17 protein-coding genes are annotated in these 14,274 nt (G+C 40.2%); 7 read left to right on the top strand and 10 right to left on the bottom strand.

Annotated features, from left to right (window positions below):
• Positions 1–52: 52 nt before the first annotated feature.
• Genes argB through argF form a run of 3 tightly spaced genes read left to right on the top strand, consistent with a single transcriptional unit; the run spans position 53 to position 2,955 of the window.
• Positions 53–784 (top strand): acetylglutamate kinase, encoded by a 732-nt coding sequence (gene argB, locus ACNAN0_RS04930; RefSeq protein ID WP_416354029.1) that lies wholly within the window; start codon positions 53–55, stop codon positions 782–784.
• 31 nt (positions 785–815) lie between these two features.
• Complete coding sequence (locus ACNAN0_RS04925) at positions 816–1,973, top strand: acetylornithine transaminase (RefSeq protein WP_230914149.1); 1,158 nt, start codon at positions 816–818, stop codon at positions 1,971–1,973.
• Positions 1,954–2,955, top strand: a complete 1,002-nt coding sequence (gene argF / locus ACNAN0_RS04920; RefSeq protein WP_230914148.1) for an ornithine carbamoyltransferase — start codon at positions 1,954–1,956, stop codon at positions 2,953–2,955. The genes ACNAN0_RS04925 and argF overlap by 20 nt, the downstream gene beginning before the upstream one ends.
• A gap of 13 nt (positions 2,956–2,968) precedes the next feature.
• Here the strand turns inward: argF and ACNAN0_RS04915 are convergent, their stop codons facing one another.
• From ACNAN0_RS04915 to ACNAN0_RS04885, 7 genes are all read right to left on the bottom strand, one after another.
• The gene (locus ACNAN0_RS04915) at positions 2,969–3,790 is read right to left on the bottom strand and encodes a fumarylacetoacetate hydrolase family protein (protein WP_230914147.1); all 822 of its coding nucleotides are present in this window, start codon (positions 3,788–3,790) and stop codon (positions 2,969–2,971) included.
• 104 nt (positions 3,791–3,894) lie between these two features.
• Positions 3,895–4,719: a hypothetical protein gene (locus ACNAN0_RS04910; protein WP_416354028.1), complete on the bottom strand. Its 825-nt coding sequence runs from the start codon at positions 4,717–4,719 to the stop codon at positions 3,895–3,897.
• A complete protein-coding gene (locus tag ACNAN0_RS04905; RefSeq protein WP_416354027.1) occupies positions 4,703–5,041 on the bottom strand; it encodes a PadR family transcriptional regulator in 339 nt (112 codons plus the stop codon). Before ACNAN0_RS04905 ends, ACNAN0_RS04910 begins: the two co-directional genes overlap by 17 nt.
• A gap of 117 nt (positions 5,042–5,158) precedes the next feature.
• Entirely contained in the window at positions 5,159–5,761 is a 603-nt protein-coding gene (locus tag ACNAN0_RS04900; RefSeq protein WP_416354026.1) for a disulfide bond formation protein B, read from the bottom strand.
• A 14-nt stretch (positions 5,762–5,775) separates the two neighbouring features.
• On the bottom strand, positions 5,776–5,937 hold the full coding sequence (locus ACNAN0_RS04895) for a DUF5993 family protein (RefSeq protein ID WP_230914143.1): 162 nt from the start codon (positions 5,935–5,937) through the stop codon (positions 5,776–5,778).
• Positions 5,938–6,232: 295 nt separating this feature from the next.
• The gene (locus tag ACNAN0_RS04890; RefSeq protein WP_230914142.1) at positions 6,233–7,483 is read right to left on the bottom strand and encodes a zinc-ribbon domain-containing protein; all 1,251 of its coding nucleotides are present in this window, start codon (positions 7,481–7,483) and stop codon (positions 6,233–6,235) included.
• Positions 7,484–7,513: 30 nt separating this feature from the next.
• Positions 7,514–8,284 carry an SGNH/GDSL hydrolase family protein gene (locus tag ACNAN0_RS04885; RefSeq protein ID WP_416354025.1) on the bottom strand — a complete coding sequence of 257 codons (771 nt, stop codon included), beginning with the start codon at positions 8,282–8,284 and terminating at the stop codon, positions 7,514–7,516.
• A 270-nt stretch (positions 8,285–8,554) separates the two neighbouring features.
• Between ACNAN0_RS04885 and ACNAN0_RS04880 the strand changes: the two genes are divergently transcribed.
• Complete coding sequence (locus tag ACNAN0_RS04880) at positions 8,555–9,448, top strand: zinc ribbon domain-containing protein (protein ID WP_230914140.1); 894 nt, start codon at positions 8,555–8,557, stop codon at positions 9,446–9,448.
• Between the two features lie 106 nt (positions 9,449–9,554).
• Here the strand turns inward: ACNAN0_RS04880 and ACNAN0_RS04875 are convergent, their stop codons facing one another.
• Positions 9,555–9,863, bottom strand: coding sequence for a DUF2314 domain-containing protein (locus ACNAN0_RS04875; RefSeq protein ID WP_230914139.1), 309 nt, complete (start codon positions 9,861–9,863; stop codon positions 9,555–9,557).
• A 146-nt stretch (positions 9,864–10,009) separates the two neighbouring features.
• On the opposite strand from ACNAN0_RS04875, the gene ACNAN0_RS04870 reads away from it, so the two are divergent.
• Genes ACNAN0_RS04870 through ACNAN0_RS04860 form a run of 3 tightly spaced genes read left to right on the top strand, consistent with a single transcriptional unit; the run spans position 10,010 to position 11,587 of the window.
• Entirely contained in the window at positions 10,010–10,798 is a 789-nt protein-coding gene (locus ACNAN0_RS04870; protein WP_230914138.1) for a hypothetical protein, read from the top strand.
• 17 nt (positions 10,799–10,815) lie between these two features.
• Positions 10,816–11,034, top strand: coding sequence for a hypothetical protein (locus ACNAN0_RS04865; RefSeq protein ID WP_230914137.1), 219 nt, complete (start codon positions 10,816–10,818; stop codon positions 11,032–11,034).
• Position 11,035: 1 nt separating this feature from the next.
• Positions 11,036–11,587 carry an RNA 2'-phosphotransferase gene (locus ACNAN0_RS04860; RefSeq protein WP_230914136.1) on the top strand — a complete coding sequence of 184 codons (552 nt, stop codon included), beginning with the start codon at positions 11,036–11,038 and terminating at the stop codon, positions 11,585–11,587.
• 19 nt (positions 11,588–11,606) lie between these two features.
• Here the strand turns inward: ACNAN0_RS04860 and ACNAN0_RS04855 are convergent, their stop codons facing one another.
• Positions 11,607–12,110 (bottom strand): LURP-one-related/scramblase family protein, encoded by a 504-nt coding sequence (locus ACNAN0_RS04855; protein ID WP_230914135.1) that lies wholly within the window; start codon positions 12,108–12,110, stop codon positions 11,607–11,609.
• A 71-nt stretch (positions 12,111–12,181) separates the two neighbouring features.
• Positions 12,182–14,197 (bottom strand): FAD-dependent oxidoreductase, encoded by a 2,016-nt coding sequence (locus ACNAN0_RS04850; RefSeq protein WP_230914134.1) that lies wholly within the window; start codon positions 14,195–14,197, stop codon positions 12,182–12,184.
• Positions 14,198–14,274 lie beyond the last annotated feature (77 nt).

Genomic DNA, 14,274 nt, shown 5'->3' with positions numbered 1-14,274 from the left:
AATAAAATGAAAACTATTTAGCATCTTAGTAAAGTTTAGGAGGCGAAAATTTATGGCAGAAACAGTCGTGATCAAAATAGGGGGTACTGCCTTAGATCATTTATCGCAAAACTTCTTTACAAGTTTACAGCGACTGCAAGCAGAGGCAACTCGAATGATCATCGTTCACGGTGGTGGTAACCGCATTTCACAAGCTTGTCGCATACAACAATTACCCGTGCAAAAGATCAATGGTATTCGCGTGACAGATGATCAGACAATGACACTCATGAAAACATTGATCTTAAATGAAATTCAGCCTGCTTTCTACCAACAGCTAACTGCCGCCGACCTAGATACTTGGCTGGCAAATGCTGAATCTGCTTCTATTATGGGCGACTATTTAAATCAGGACACTTATTTAAACGTGGGCAAGCCACTGATTTTAGATGAAATAGTCAAAGCTAAATTGAAGCAAGGTCAATTACTTGTTTTTGGTCCCCTATGCCAAACCAGTGACGGCCGATGGCTAAATGTTAATGCAGATGATGTTGCTGCCTTTTTAGCCAGTGAATTACACGCGGATCGCCTACTTTTACTAACAGATGTTCCCGGACTTTGCCGAGCTGAACACGTCATGCCCAACGTCCACTATGCCCAAGTTCAGCGTTTGATTGCCGGTGATGTGATTACGAGTGGGATGATTCCGAAATTAAAAGCTGCTTATCATGCCCTAACTCACGGTGTTTCGCAAGTGGAGATCTTAGATGATCTACAACATCATGGCACTTTGATTTTAAATTGATTTTTACTTAAACCAGATAGGAGTGACAACAATGTCTCATTTATTTCCAACTTATCATCGTTATCCAATTGAGATCGATACTGGGCAAGATTGGCAATTAACAGATAATCACGGTCAAACTTATTTAGATTTTACGAGTGGGATTGGCGTTTGTAATTTTGGTTATCACAATGCTTTGATCCAAGCTAATGTTCAAAGTCAGTTAAATAAAGTTTGGCACACTTCAAATCTTTATCAGAATCAGCTACAAGAAATAGTCGCCAATAGTTTAACTGCTGGTACGGATAAACTAACTTTCTTCTGCAACTCAGGCACAGAAGCAAATGAAGCTGCCATCAAACTCGCGCGCAAATATACGGGTAAAAGTCAAATCATTGCCTTTACAAATGGTTTTCATGGTCGTACGTATGGGGCGCTCTCTGTAACTGACAACCCACCTATCAAAACTGGCTTTGGCCCCTTTGTCCCGAATATGACGTTTGCACCTTACAATGATTCCACTGCCTTACCACTGATTACATCAGAGACAGCAGCTGTCATTCTCGAGGTCATTCAAGGCGAAGGTGGAGTCATCCTAGGCAACCGATCCTGGCTGCAGCAGGTTCAAACTCAATGTCAAACGACCGATACTTTATTGATTATTGATGAAGTCCAAACTGGCATGGGACGCACGGGCCACCTATTTGCTTATCAACAATTTGACTTAGATCCCGATATCATCACGTTGGCTAAAGCATTGGCAAATGGCATTCCTGTTGGGGCTATGTTGGGTCGCGCTCAATTTCAATCCGCTTTTGGTCCGGGGAGTCACGGGTCAACATTTGGTGGTAATTTACTAGCTATGGCTGCAGCGGAAGGTGTTTTGGCCCAATTAACACCTGATTTTTTGAAACAGGTCCATTTAAAGGGACAGCATTTTCTAGCGGCATTACAGACACAACTAGCTTCTTTATCTACGGTCACCAAAATTCAGGGTATGGGTTTGATGATTGGGATCCAGTTGTCAGAAACCGTTATGGCTGACATCGTTGTGCGGCGATTACAACAACAAGGTCTACTTACTTTAACAGCTAAACACAATACTTTACGCTTACTGCCGCCCCTGATCACGCCTGAAGCTGTACTCATGGATAGCATTCCTATTATCAAAGCAAGTTTGGAGGCACAATATGAATCCGTTACAGGGTAAAAGTTTTTTGAAAGAAATTGATTTCACACCAGAACAAATTAATTATTTGATCGATTTTGCCATTCATTTAGATAAATTAAAAGCGCAACATATTCCCCATGAGTACCTCAAGGGGCAAAATATTGCGCTATTATTTGAAAAGACATCAACGCGAACGCGCTCAGCTTTTACAGTGGCAGCAAACGATCTAGGTGCGCATCCAGAATTTCTAGGTAAAGATGACATTCAACTTGGCAACAAAGAAAGCATCGCTGATACTGCCAAAGTTCTAGGTAGTATGTTTGATGGAATCGAATTTCGCGGTTTTGCACAAAAGGCCGTAGAAACTTTGGCGGAAAATGCTGGCGTCCCAGTATGGAATGGTTTAACTGATGACTGGCATCCAACACAGATGATTGCCGACTTTATGACGTTAAAACAGCATTTTGGCACATTACCAGGATTAACCCTAACTTATTTAGGCGATGCACGTAATAATGTGGCTCATTCTCTTCTGATCACAGCTGCAATGTTAGGTGTCAATATTCACTTCGGTGCCCCTGCTGCGTTACAACCGACTGACGAAGTGATGACCAAAGCGAAGGCTTATGCTCAAAGCTCCGGTAGTGAAATTCTAGTTAGTGACAATGCCGAAACGGCCGTTAATGGTGCTGATGCACTCTACACCGATGTCTGGCTTTCCATGGGCGAACAAGTCGATTTTCACGAACGCGCAGCTTTGCTGTTACCCTATCAAATCAATCAAACGCTTTTAGCAGCGACTGGTAAAAAATCAACCATTGTTATGCATTGTTTACCTGCATTTCATGATCTTAAAACGACCACTGGGCAAAAGATTGCTGCAGCTTTGAATTTAACAGCTTTAGAAATTACAGATGCTGTTTTCCAATCAGATGCTTCAGTTGTCTTTACGCAAGCCCATAACCGCATGCCGGCCATTAAAGCAATCATGTCCGCAACAAATGGTCATTTATTTGCCTGATCCGTACCGCGAATTAGAGTGATGCGGTCATTTGAATGGTCAGCCGACCAAGTTGTTCGATTTCACTCACTAAAGTGTCACCAGCATGCAAAAATTCTTTAGGCTGCCGACCATAACCCACGCCACCCGGAGTACCGGTAAAAATTAAATCACCCGGGTATAATTCTGTAATTTGCGATAGATAATGAACTAGGTCCCCACTATCAAAAATCAAATTTTTCAAAGTACTCGTTTGCTTCACGACACCATTCACTTGGGTCGTGATTTTTAATGCGCCGATATCTTTTATTTCATCTGGCGTTGTTATCCAGGGACCGATTGGTGAAAAACCAGCATAAGATTTAGCCAATGAAAATTGAGGCTTTGCATTAGCAAACTGCAATTGTCGATCCGAAAGATCTTGGCCCACCATGTAGCCCGCAATATGCTGCTCTGCTTCAGACCGAGGAATATCCCGACCGCCATTACCAATCACAACCACCAATTCTGACTCCCAATCAGTCTGCGGACTCGGTATTTTGACCGTTGGATTTGGGCCCGTAATTGAACTGACAAATTTGGTAAAAATATTAGGCTGCTTGGGAGCTTGTGTGTGTAGTTCTAGCATATGATCTCGATAATTGAAACCTACTCCAAATATTTGTTTGCTTGTCACAATTGGTGCTGTTAATTTTTGTAACGAGTCTAGTGGCTCTGGTGCCGCCAATTCTAGCTGCTTTGGTAATTGATCTAACACTTCACTTAACTGAGCGATACCTAAAATACGTTGCCTATTTAACCCATGCGCATCAGGATTGATCACAACTGGCTGTCCTAAATATTGTCCTAATTTCATATCGTTAAACTTCCTTTGAAATTTTAACTTCAAGTTAATTTTAGCATAGGCTTATATCAATAACAGACCACAGTTAAAAATAGGACACAGCTAAACTTCAACAATTATTTTGCTTGTTTGAAATAATGTTGTACGAGAAAATGAACACCAAAAACAATTTCAAAAATTAAAAACAGACCTAATATTGCAAGGTAACCAACACGCAAATAAGCAGCAATGGGGCCATCATAAAACACACGACTACTGCCATTTATGGTTATCAAAAAGGCAATTAGTAATCCAATAGCGCGATTCGTCATTGATTTCGTAACTAGTGTGAAAATAATAACCCCCAGCAAAATGACACCAATGATGATTAAATCTAAAGGTGGCCTAAGAACCCAAACGATCCCAGCCGAAATCTTATAAGTTACTAAAAGATAGAACAAGATAAATAAACCAGCTAAGCAAAATAGAGCAAAATATTGAATGATGTGTGCTTTTTTGACAAACGCAAAATGCTTAAAAGTTTGGAAAACAAGCCAGATGAATACCACCATGAAAGTATCGATTAGTAAATAATGTAATGGCTCAATTTTTAAAGGTCCCGCATCGGCTAAAGTATTGATAAAGACAAAAGCACTCATGATGATCACAATTATTCCTAGCAATTGCCATAAGTCCCGCTTAGACGTTGGTTTAGTATTGGCCAAAATACCATCAGCCATGGCTTTAGGGTCGTGACCAAAATAGGTTTCAGCTGTCTCACCATTAGCTTCGGCTTGTTGCAAGTCCTGAGCCAGATCATAGAGCTGTGTCTCATCATAGGTAATGCCCGCTGAAACTAAATAATCCGATAACTGATCAAAATACTTTCGGTTTTTAGGATTTAATTGTGCGTCTATTTTCTGGTAAGCTTCGCGATAGAAATCACTATTGTGTGTCGCCATGATCATTCGCCACCTTTATAATTTTTGTTACGTTAGTCGTCAACTGTCGCCATTCAGCGATAAACTGTTGAATAATTCCCTTACCCACTTCAGTAATCTCAAAATACTTTCGATCTGGACCTTCAGGTGATTTACGCATCTCTCCTTGAATCTGACCATTTTTTTCGAGTTTTTGTAAAATAGGGTAGACTGTGCCACCTACTAAAGATTCAAAACCGAATTGACGTAACTTCTGAATGAGCGCATAGCCATAGATCGGTTCTTGCTGAATCACTAATAAAATACACCCTTCTAAAACACCCTTTAATAACTGTGTGTTCATCTGTGACCTCCACAACTAGTTTGTATAACCAACTAGTTCACGTACAGTATAAAATAAAGCCACTAGTATGTCAAACAAACTAGCGGCTTTATTTTAATTTAATTAAAAGCATCAAAGTTATTGAAATAGGCGATAAATAGTTGGATTGTCAGGTAACAACCAATGGAAACCTTCTTCAGCAATAATGGCAATCAAATTAGCAACAATCAAAATTGCAAAAATCCAAATATTGACCGCAGCAACGGCGTTATATTCACTACCTTTAGGACATAGTTGTTTGGCAAAAATCATCATGAAAGCACAAAAGATCATAACAACCACAAAACTAACGAGCGCCCAGGTATAAGTGTGAATGCCAAAAACAGCAGAACCATAGCCTGGATCACCAGGTTTAATATGTAACAGAATCTGTCGAATGGAGGCAGTGGAACCAATAAAGGCAGCTAATAAAGACAGACCATAACCACGCATAAATTTTGTAATAGAAATTGAGCCATTCCGTGTACTCAAAATAATATATAACGGGCCAAAACTAGCTAGCATCATAAAATAGCGCTGAATCATACATAAGGGACATGGGAATTCGTGTAACGCGAATTGGAAGAAAAAACCGCCAGCCAAAACAAAATTATAAGCAAATAAAAATGCATTAGCTGACCAAAAACCTAATTTTGAAAATACAGTACTGTCCTGGGTCATCGGTTGGGTCGTTTGTTGCATGCTAAATACCTCCTCTACAAATTAAGTTGCAATGCGCTGGTCGCATGTAACTTGAACAAAATAACCGATAGAATGCAAACAGCTACCCACATTGCGAAATCTTTCCGGTCAACTTTGCCTCGAATGATCATGCGTAAAAACATCACAGTGACAATAATCATGATAATAATATCCATAAACTCACTCCCTAAATATCTGATGACAACTACATTTTAAGTGAAACTTATGAAAAGCAACTGATGAATTTGTATTCGCTTTCATTATTTTAAAATGCCCTCTCAGATAATTAACAGATTGACAAATTAAGCCTAAATCAATCAAAAAGTGAAATCACACTGTTTTTTTATCAAAAAAATTGCTGAGTTTTAGCCACAAAACCACCAATTTTGACGGTTTTATAAGTGAACTAGTTCTCAGCAATTTTTTAGAAAATAATCTGTTATTATATTCCAAAAAAATCGTGTTTTTATTTTAAGACTGCGTCCAATCGATTTTTAGCTTCGTTTCAATTAAATGTCCATTGGCAAAAACAAATGGTTCTGTGGTACTAGTAGCCCAGTCATCGGTTGAGAATTGGATATTTAACGTATCATCGTCGCGATAGACCACACGATAATCCCCATTACTGTTCTGACCATTACTATAACTTTCATAGGTGCCATCATCATTAAATGTAAATTCAGAATCACCTGAATGCCAAGTTCCAATTAAACCAGTCGTACTTGAGTTATCATTTCGGCGAGTCGAATCACTAGGATAATCTTGGTCCGTTTTGTGCGTACTTGTATGCTTATCTGTTTGAGATTGCGCATCGCTCTGGTTTTCCGTATCAGAATCATCTGAGCTAGCTTGCTGATCCGTAGATTTTGCTGCAGAATCTATTTTATTTCCCGAAGCAATTGCCTTATGTACCTTGGTTTTAAATTGTATCTTTTTCATAATATTAGCTTGATCAAAAGCAATCACATCAAGTGTCCGTTGCACTGACTTGCCGTTAACTTTGCCGCTTAATTTCAGTTGATAAGTACCTGGAAGCACAGGATCAAATTGATAATTTGTGTTTCCGGAAGCAGAGACTTTTATTTGGTTCAAATAAAAGGTTGGCTGTTTTAAATTTGTTTTGAGTGTTAAAGGTATTCGTTTAATAATTAAATAGTACTTCGGATAAAATAAAAATTGTCGTCCTTTCGCCTGAATATTAAAGTTAGGGACTTGCTTTTGATCACTTAATTGAGCGACCAATTGACTGCGCTCAGCTGGATGAGCCTGTATAAAGTCTGTTAAAGGCTTCAACTCAGTCTGTGACAACGGTTGGTAATTCGTATCTAAACTTAAGTGCGCCAGCGCACTTCTTTGATCATTATTTAAGGCAGTCATGATATTAGCTTGTTGTCGCGCTTTGCTAAAATACCAGTTACCAAATAAGTAAAGGCCGCCTAAAAGTAGTAACACAACTAACCCAGTCAGCCAAGGCCATTTTTTATGCTGCTTAGGTTTAAGCGCATTCGTAGGCATCGTTTCATCAGCGTTTTGCTTATTCTCTGAATGAATGATATTGGTAGTATCCGATAATTGATCGTTTTTCTTTAGCGTATCTTGAGCTGTCTGACTTTGCTCGGTCTGGTCTAAAGTGGTTAAATCAAAGCCACAGTTTGGACAAAACTGATCATCTGAACTAATTTTTGCCCCGCAATTAGGACAATACTGCCGTGCTGCGTTCATAAATTATGCCTCCAAAGATTCATTAGAAATTTATTGTTGTATGATTTGTGCGAGTTGTCGTGCAATCAAATCATGTCCCGTTTGGTTAGGATGGAAATTATCCCGTGGCCCCCATTGTGCAAAATCAGGAATACGCTTACCACTAGGGCCAGTCACAGAAGTGTCAGTCTCCCAAATTTGGTGCATATCGACCACTGGCACATGATGTGTTGCAGCCACAGCTTTGATCTGTGTATCAAATGCTTGATCATTGGCCACATAAGGGCCGTTTGCCGGAGACCAAGTGGTCATTAAAATCAATTGTGCTTGTGTGCCTTGCTGTAATTGCTCAACCACAGCTGTGAGATCTGCTCGAAAACGATCCAATGTTGCTGCATCTGTACCGCCCACAGCGTCATTTGTGCCAAACTCTATCGTGACCACATCTGGCTGCTGCGCTATCACACTCCGAACTTGCGGCAAAGCTAAATTAGCCACCGTTTTTCCAACTTGAGCTACTTTGGTCAACTGGATCGTTTTCCCTGTTTCTTTTTGCAGCTGATTCGCAAACTGATGTGCAAAATCCTGTGGCTCGGTATCGGCGAACAGCCCCACCGTCAAAGAATCACCAAAGGCAACGTATTTTAATTGTGTTTTTGTTTGCCGTTTTAACTTTGAAATAATCGTATTTGAATTTTTTTGGTTACCAGCTGTGTGTCGCCTCTGCTTAGTCGGTGTTTTTACCGCTGATTGGTGCCGTACTTGACTGGAAGATTCATGGTTATGACTGGATTCCGAGGCTGTTTTCTGACAAGCAACCAACAACAAAATAATGCTTGTAACCCCAAATATTAATAATAAATATCTTCTAAGATAAAGCCCTATCCCTTTCAGATCAATCCCTCCCAATTGACGTAAATTTTTTGATTGATATGCTTTATTCTATACCAATAAGCACGGCAGCAAAAGACAGCAGCCGTGATTGTCATGATTGTATTGGCAAGCGGTCATTGAACCGTCTTTTACGCTAAGCTTTACATTTATATTTGTGCTATGATAATCACAATGATATTTTTTATTTTGGGGGAAACTATGATGATAAAAATTTGTCCAAATTGTGGGACGCAACTAGCTGAAAATACAAAATTTTGTACCCATTGTGGTCAAGATGTTCGTGAAGTGGTGCCAACAACCACCTCAAAGCCCGCAGCTGCTAACCAGACTGTAACGAAGTCCGAAATACATACACAAACTGACAATTCAAAAGTAACCGTACCACCAACACCGGCACCTCAACCCAATGCCAATGTAGAAGCAACCAAGCAATATGCGCGCAACTATTGGCAATTTCTGCTGGCTAGTTTGAAACATCCTTTTACCATCAAAACAACTTATCATCGCTATTTTGGTTTTGTTTCTTTTATGATTGCCGCCCTATTAGCCACCCTCTCAATTGTGACAACTTTACATAGTCAATCTTCTGAGGCCTTCAGAGCTTTTATGATGCAAGCTAACTTAGGTTTCACATTCTATCTTCGCATATTCATTTTTACTTTATTAATTTATATGGCCCAATTCTCAGTAGCTTACTTAAGTACTCATGTCTTACTTGGAGACCGGCGTTTCTCTTATTTACAGTTCACAACACGCTTTGCGCATTATTCTAACCTTAATGTCTTTGCAATGGCTTTATTATTATTGTTTAGTCTCATGGGCATTTCTATGACCAATCTTGTTTTGTTTATCTTAATTGGCAGTGTCGGCTCATTCTTCACAAGTGTTGCTTTTGCAGCTAGTATTTTTAGTGCCCAAGCAACCAATACTTTAGACAAGATCTATGCCTATTTCCTTGGAAGCGTCATTTTAGGGATTGTCGTCATGATTATTTCATCAATCGTTGGCGCTTCAATTATAGATACAATTATCAAAGCCATTGAAAATGTCATCAACAACAGTGATTGGCAAAGGATTTTTAGTAATTTTTGATAATAAAACTGAAGCAACATAAAGTACCCCTTAATTGTTAGATTATCTAGCAATTAGGGGGTACTTTATATTAGCAATATTCTCTATTTTTTACTTAACTCATAATCTAAGCATCAGCACATTTACATTCATAAGTGATCTGAGGGTTGTTAATGGCAATAATATTATCCTTAGTAAAATTCAATTCATCGCCTTCGCTCAACCCTTCAATACGATCTGGAATGTTGATCAATTTACCACGATACTGGTCGCCATTAATGGCTTCGACTTTGACCCACATACGTTCCAAAGACCCATCTGCTGCCTTAAAGCCCAGTTTAACCATGGTCATTTTATCGTCAATGGTTGCTAACTGAAGCTCAGAAGGATGATCTGCTTTTTCTAAAGTGGTACGATTTAATAGTGTATAAGCCATGACACTGCCTCCTTGAATTGTATCCGGTTTCACATTTATTATAGCACGCTTTCCGGGGAAAAGATGTCCTAAAAAATACCGATTACTGCGTTGAATTTATTCTGGTTCAAATTCGATCCATAAGCCACAAATAGGAGAATCAACTAATGAAGCATTTAAAATTGCTGATCTTGGCTTTATTATCATGCCTGGCCTACTACCTATATATGTCGCCTACCCACGCCAATGCTGCCGAAGTCCAAGATAACCTAAACCTGCTCTCTTCAGCCCAAATCAAAGCCATTCAGCAACAAAATCAAGCATTCCGTAACGCCGGCACAGACTATCGCATTTGGGTATATACCATTCAACGTTTCCCAAATTATCTTGCAGTTCGTAAGGGTGATAACAAACTCATGAAGGCTGACAATTTGGAACGTTATCGCAAGTACGCCATTGACCACGCAACTGCCCAGAATTTACGTGCTGCCGATCCTACAAATCAGACCAATACAACCGCAACTTATGCTGCCCTAGAGCAGCAATACGACCATATTGCCATGGTATTGGTCTATCCTTATAATGGCGGCCAGCGCATTGCTTTTATCCCGCCTAATTATGGCGATGATTTTATCACAGATTTTCAGCAGACTATTTATCGTGCCAATTTAGTATCTTTTCTAATTACTGGTAATAACGTGATGCGGTATTTCAACCACTACACCGCTTTTATCCAGGATCATCATATTCAGCACCATTACACCAATCGTTTGACTTGGCGTCTTGTCGGTCATTATGTTTTTGGTTTCATTCTCGTATGGCTTATTTGGCTCTATTTATTACATCGTTTACGCCATCCCAAGCCACCTTACCAGCGCCATCATACGAACAATACTGGCGGCGGCTTTGAGGAAGGCTATATGTGGGGCTATTTACAAAATGACTCTCAGGATTAAAAAGGACAGCGATAAAAATGAAAAAACTTTGGCGTCTTATTTTAGGTTTGTTATATATTAGTATTCCGATGATTTTTGGCATTGGCCTCCTAGATGCACTCAATACTGAATTCACAGCTAAACACGCTGGCCTGCTCTTATTTCTATTAGGCCTTTTAGGGTATAGTTTAGATATTATCTTCAACGCTGACAAGCGCTTTTTGAAACAGATCATCAAACCCAAGAAGGCTGACTAATATGGATAAAAATTTGACTAAACTCAGTAAACGCATGTCTTTCATTTTGCGCCATCATCCTGAAAGAATTGGTCTACAATTAGACAGCTATGGCCGAATTGATCTGTCGACGTTTATCGCAAAATTCAATCAGCACTACCAGACACCCCTCAATCGCCAAGTCATCGAAAAAATCATTACCAGTAGCGATAAGCAGCGTTATGCCATCGAACTCTCCGATCAAGGCGAAACGATTCGTGCCCTTTATGGCCATAGCATCCCGGTCAAACCACTCTCCTTGCCGCAAACACCCCCAAAAATTTTATTCCATGGCACCTCGCGCGTTGCCGCAAAGTCTATTTTAATAGAGGGTATTAAAAAGATGGACCGCGATTTCGTCCATCTTTCCAGTAATATTCAAATAGCTGAACAAGTAGGTGTACGCCACGATCCCCAACCCGTTGTCCTAAAGATTATGGCCCAACAAGCGGCTGAACAGGGCGTTCTTTTCTATCCAACTAAGAGTGGTATTTGGCTTGTGAAATACATTGCACCACAATTTATTCATCATTAAGTTTGCTAAAAACCGGCTATCAACTATTGGCATTGGAATTAGCTGAGCCGCTTTCATCAGCCTTGACACGATCAATGGCAATCACTAGCGAAACAATCAGCTGCTCATAACTTTCATCCGTGATTTGTAATTCATAGGTATCGCCCCAAGAGATCCACTTCTTATGGATCGCAGCAATTAAATTGCGGCCTTGTCTCACTTCAAAATCCATGTCCCACCAGTTGCCTTGAACCGCCAACCCCTTAGCCTCGATCTGGTACTTGGCTCGCAATAAAGTCAGTTTTTTGGTAATCGTCACAACTTCAGGTCGATCTTTTACTTCTACAAAAAACTTGGGTAATACCGAAATTACCTTTTTAGTGATCAGTCCAACCTGATTACCATTGTTATCTAAAATTTTGAACCGTTTAGGTATTTTTAAAAAACTACCTTCTACTCGGTAAACCGGCTGCTGTTGTTCATCCACGACTGTAAACTTTTCGCCTAAGCTGATAATTTTTTGCTTAATGTATAAATTTCGCATGGCTTATCTCCTAAAATGATTAATTACTTTCATTCTAGCAGATTAAGCTACTCTAAATAAAATATTCTTTCTCAAATATCTTTGGCAATATAGTACGCGTCCCAAATGGCATTCATAATTTTACCCGGTTTAACGGCGTCGCCAATCTGATAAGTTTCTTTATCGGCCGTTTGCAATAAATTGACAAAAGGATCATTGGCTTTGTAGCCCACGGCACAAATCACAGTATCGCCATTGATCTGCTTTGAACGGCCTTGTTTATCTTGGGCAAAAACCGTGGTCCCTTCAACATGATCTACTTTTGTTTCGGTCAAAACCGTCACACCTTCAAAAGGTAATAATTCAGTAATCATTTCCCAATTGGCAAATGGTGTGTGTTCTGGACCACCGCAAAGCTGGTCTGACATCTCAATGACCGTCACTTGTTTACCTTTGCGCTGTAACCACAAGGCTGTTTCACAACCAACTAAGCCACCACCGATAATGGTCACGTGATTGCCAGCCTTATTTGGAGCCATCAAAACGGTTTCAGCTTTTAACATTTGCTTACTGCCGAAATCAACCATGATTGGTTTTGATCCGGTTGCCACGACAATTGTGTCATAATTAGGATCATTAAAGTCTCGTTTGGTCGCTGGTGCATTTAATTTGACCGTCACATTAGTCATCTTGTGTAACTGGCGTTCAAACCAAACTAACAATTGATAATCATCTTGCTTAAACGATGGCTGGGATCCAGGAATCACCGCCCCGCCCAAATGATCTTGTGCTTCTAATAACGTCACTTGGTGGCCGCGAGTCCCACAAATATAAGCTGTTTCTAAACCTGCTGGGCCACCACCAATAACGAGCACCCGTTTTTTGGTCAGAGGCTGAGTTAATTTATACTCTGCCTCATGACCAGTTTCCGGGTTAACGGTACAAGAGTATGGTAGACCCTTAGCCAGTCGATCCAAGCAGCCGTCATGGCAAGAGATACAAGGCCGAACATCTTCCCAATCATCAGCTTTAATTTTATTGACTAAATCTGGATCAGCCAGCAATGGCCGACCAAATTCTACCAGATCAATCTTGGCATCAAAAGCTTCATTGATGGCTTCTGGGTCATCCATCCGACCGGCAACGGCAACCGGAATATTCACTGCTGCTTTGACTTTTGCCCCAAATTCATTGTAGATACCCTTCTTTTCAAAATACATTGGTGGATGATTCCAGAACCAAGCATCATAAGTCCCAGCATCGACATTTAGCATGTCATAACCTGCATTTTCGAAGATTTTGGCAACTTTTAAGCCTTCTTCAATATCTCGCCCCTGTTCCACAAAGTGCTCACCCGGTAAACCACCTTCACGCAAGTGCCGAATGAAACTTTTCAGAGAATAGCGCAATGAAACCGGGAAGTCTGCTCCACATTTGGCCTTAATGGCTTTCACAATTTTAATTGGCAAACGCAGACGATTCTCTAAACTACCGCCATATTCATCTTGACGTTGATTGAAGAACGCCATCGTAAATTGATCCAATAGATAGCCTTCGTGAACAGCATGAATCTCAACACCGTCAAAACCGGCTTTCTTACAAATCAGAGCCCCTTTTGCATAGTCCTCAATCGTTTGCTGTATTTCCGCTTTAGTCATTGCGCGATGATGTTTCTTAGGATCAAAGCGATTTTCCTGTTCAGACGGTGCCCACATTTGTTTTGAAACACCTGGAAACGCTGAGCGACCCATCCCAGCCGAAATCATACAAATCGCTTTCGTACCATAATTATGAATCTGTTCCAGCATAATCTTAGATGTTTTGGTGAAGTCGATCGGATCGTAAAGTGGACAAGGCAAGGACAAATCAAAGAAATCTTGATAGTCCACTGCAACTAAACCAACAGTGATCATGCCCACGCCACCCTTAGCACGGCGAATATAGAGTTCTTGAATATTTTTATTAAAGCCACCCCGAGCATCATTGTACCCAACCAGCCCCAGTGGTGCCATGACGGTACGATTTTTAAGTTTTAGTTTACCGATATGTGTGGGCGTAAAAAGTCTGGATACATCCCGTTTTTGAACATCTTTTGTAACTAGAACCATGATATCCCTCATTTCAAGAATTTTTTAAGTTCAAATAAATTGTGCATCATTTAACAATCTTTGTTAAATTACTATTT

Origin of the sequence: Agrilactobacillus fermenti, assembly GCF_047943045.1 — a bacterium.
GTDB lineage: Bacteria > Bacillota > Bacilli > Lactobacillales > Lactobacillaceae > Agrilactobacillus > Agrilactobacillus fermenti.
This window is presented reverse-complemented; position numbering and strand designations above follow the sequence as displayed.

Excerpts from the sequence above, each read along its gene's own strand:
- argB (WP_416354029.1), top strand. The coding sequence starts at position 53 with ATGGCAGAAACAGTCGTGATCAAAATAGGGGGTACTGCCTTAGATCAT.
- ACNAN0_RS04925 (WP_230914149.1), top strand. The coding sequence starts at position 816 with ATGTCTCATTTATTTCCAACTTATCATCGTTATCCAATTGAGATCGAT.
- argF (WP_230914148.1), top strand. The coding sequence starts at position 1,954 with ATGAATCCGTTACAGGGTAAAAGTTTTTTGAAAGAAATTGATTTCACA.
- ACNAN0_RS04915 (WP_230914147.1), bottom strand. The coding sequence starts at position 3,790 with ATGAAATTAGGACAATATTTAGGACAGCCAGTTGTGATCAATCCTGAT.
- ACNAN0_RS04910 (WP_416354028.1), bottom strand. The coding sequence starts at position 4,719 with ATGGCGACACACAATAGTGATTTCTATCGCGAAGCTTACCAGAAAATA.
- ACNAN0_RS04905 (WP_416354027.1), bottom strand. The coding sequence starts at position 5,041 with ATGAACACACAGTTATTAAAGGGTGTTTTAGAAGGGTGTATTTTATTA.
- ACNAN0_RS04900 (WP_416354026.1), bottom strand. The coding sequence starts at position 5,761 with ATGCAACAAACGACCCAACCGATGACCCAGGACAGTACTGTATTTTCA.
- ACNAN0_RS04895 (WP_230914143.1), bottom strand. The coding sequence starts at position 5,937 with ATGGATATTATTATCATGATTATTGTCACTGTGATGTTTTTACGCATG.
- ACNAN0_RS04890 (WP_230914142.1), bottom strand. The coding sequence starts at position 7,483 with ATGAACGCAGCACGGCAGTATTGTCCTAATTGCGGGGCAAAAATTAGT.
- ACNAN0_RS04880 (WP_230914140.1), top strand. The coding sequence starts at position 8,555 with ATGATGATAAAAATTTGTCCAAATTGTGGGACGCAACTAGCTGAAAAT.
- ACNAN0_RS04875 (WP_230914139.1), bottom strand. The coding sequence starts at position 9,863 with ATGGCTTATACACTATTAAATCGTACCACTTTAGAAAAAGCAGATCAT.
- ACNAN0_RS04870 (WP_230914138.1), top strand. The coding sequence starts at position 10,010 with ATGAAGCATTTAAAATTGCTGATCTTGGCTTTATTATCATGCCTGGCC.
- ACNAN0_RS04865 (WP_230914137.1), top strand. The coding sequence starts at position 10,816 with ATGAAAAAACTTTGGCGTCTTATTTTAGGTTTGTTATATATTAGTATT.
- ACNAN0_RS04860 (WP_230914136.1), top strand. The coding sequence starts at position 11,036 with ATGGATAAAAATTTGACTAAACTCAGTAAACGCATGTCTTTCATTTTG.
- ACNAN0_RS04855 (WP_230914135.1), bottom strand. The coding sequence starts at position 12,110 with ATGCGAAATTTATACATTAAGCAAAAAATTATCAGCTTAGGCGAAAAG.
- ACNAN0_RS04850 (WP_230914134.1), bottom strand. The coding sequence starts at position 14,197 with ATGGTTCTAGTTACAAAAGATGTTCAAAAACGGGATGTATCCAGACTT.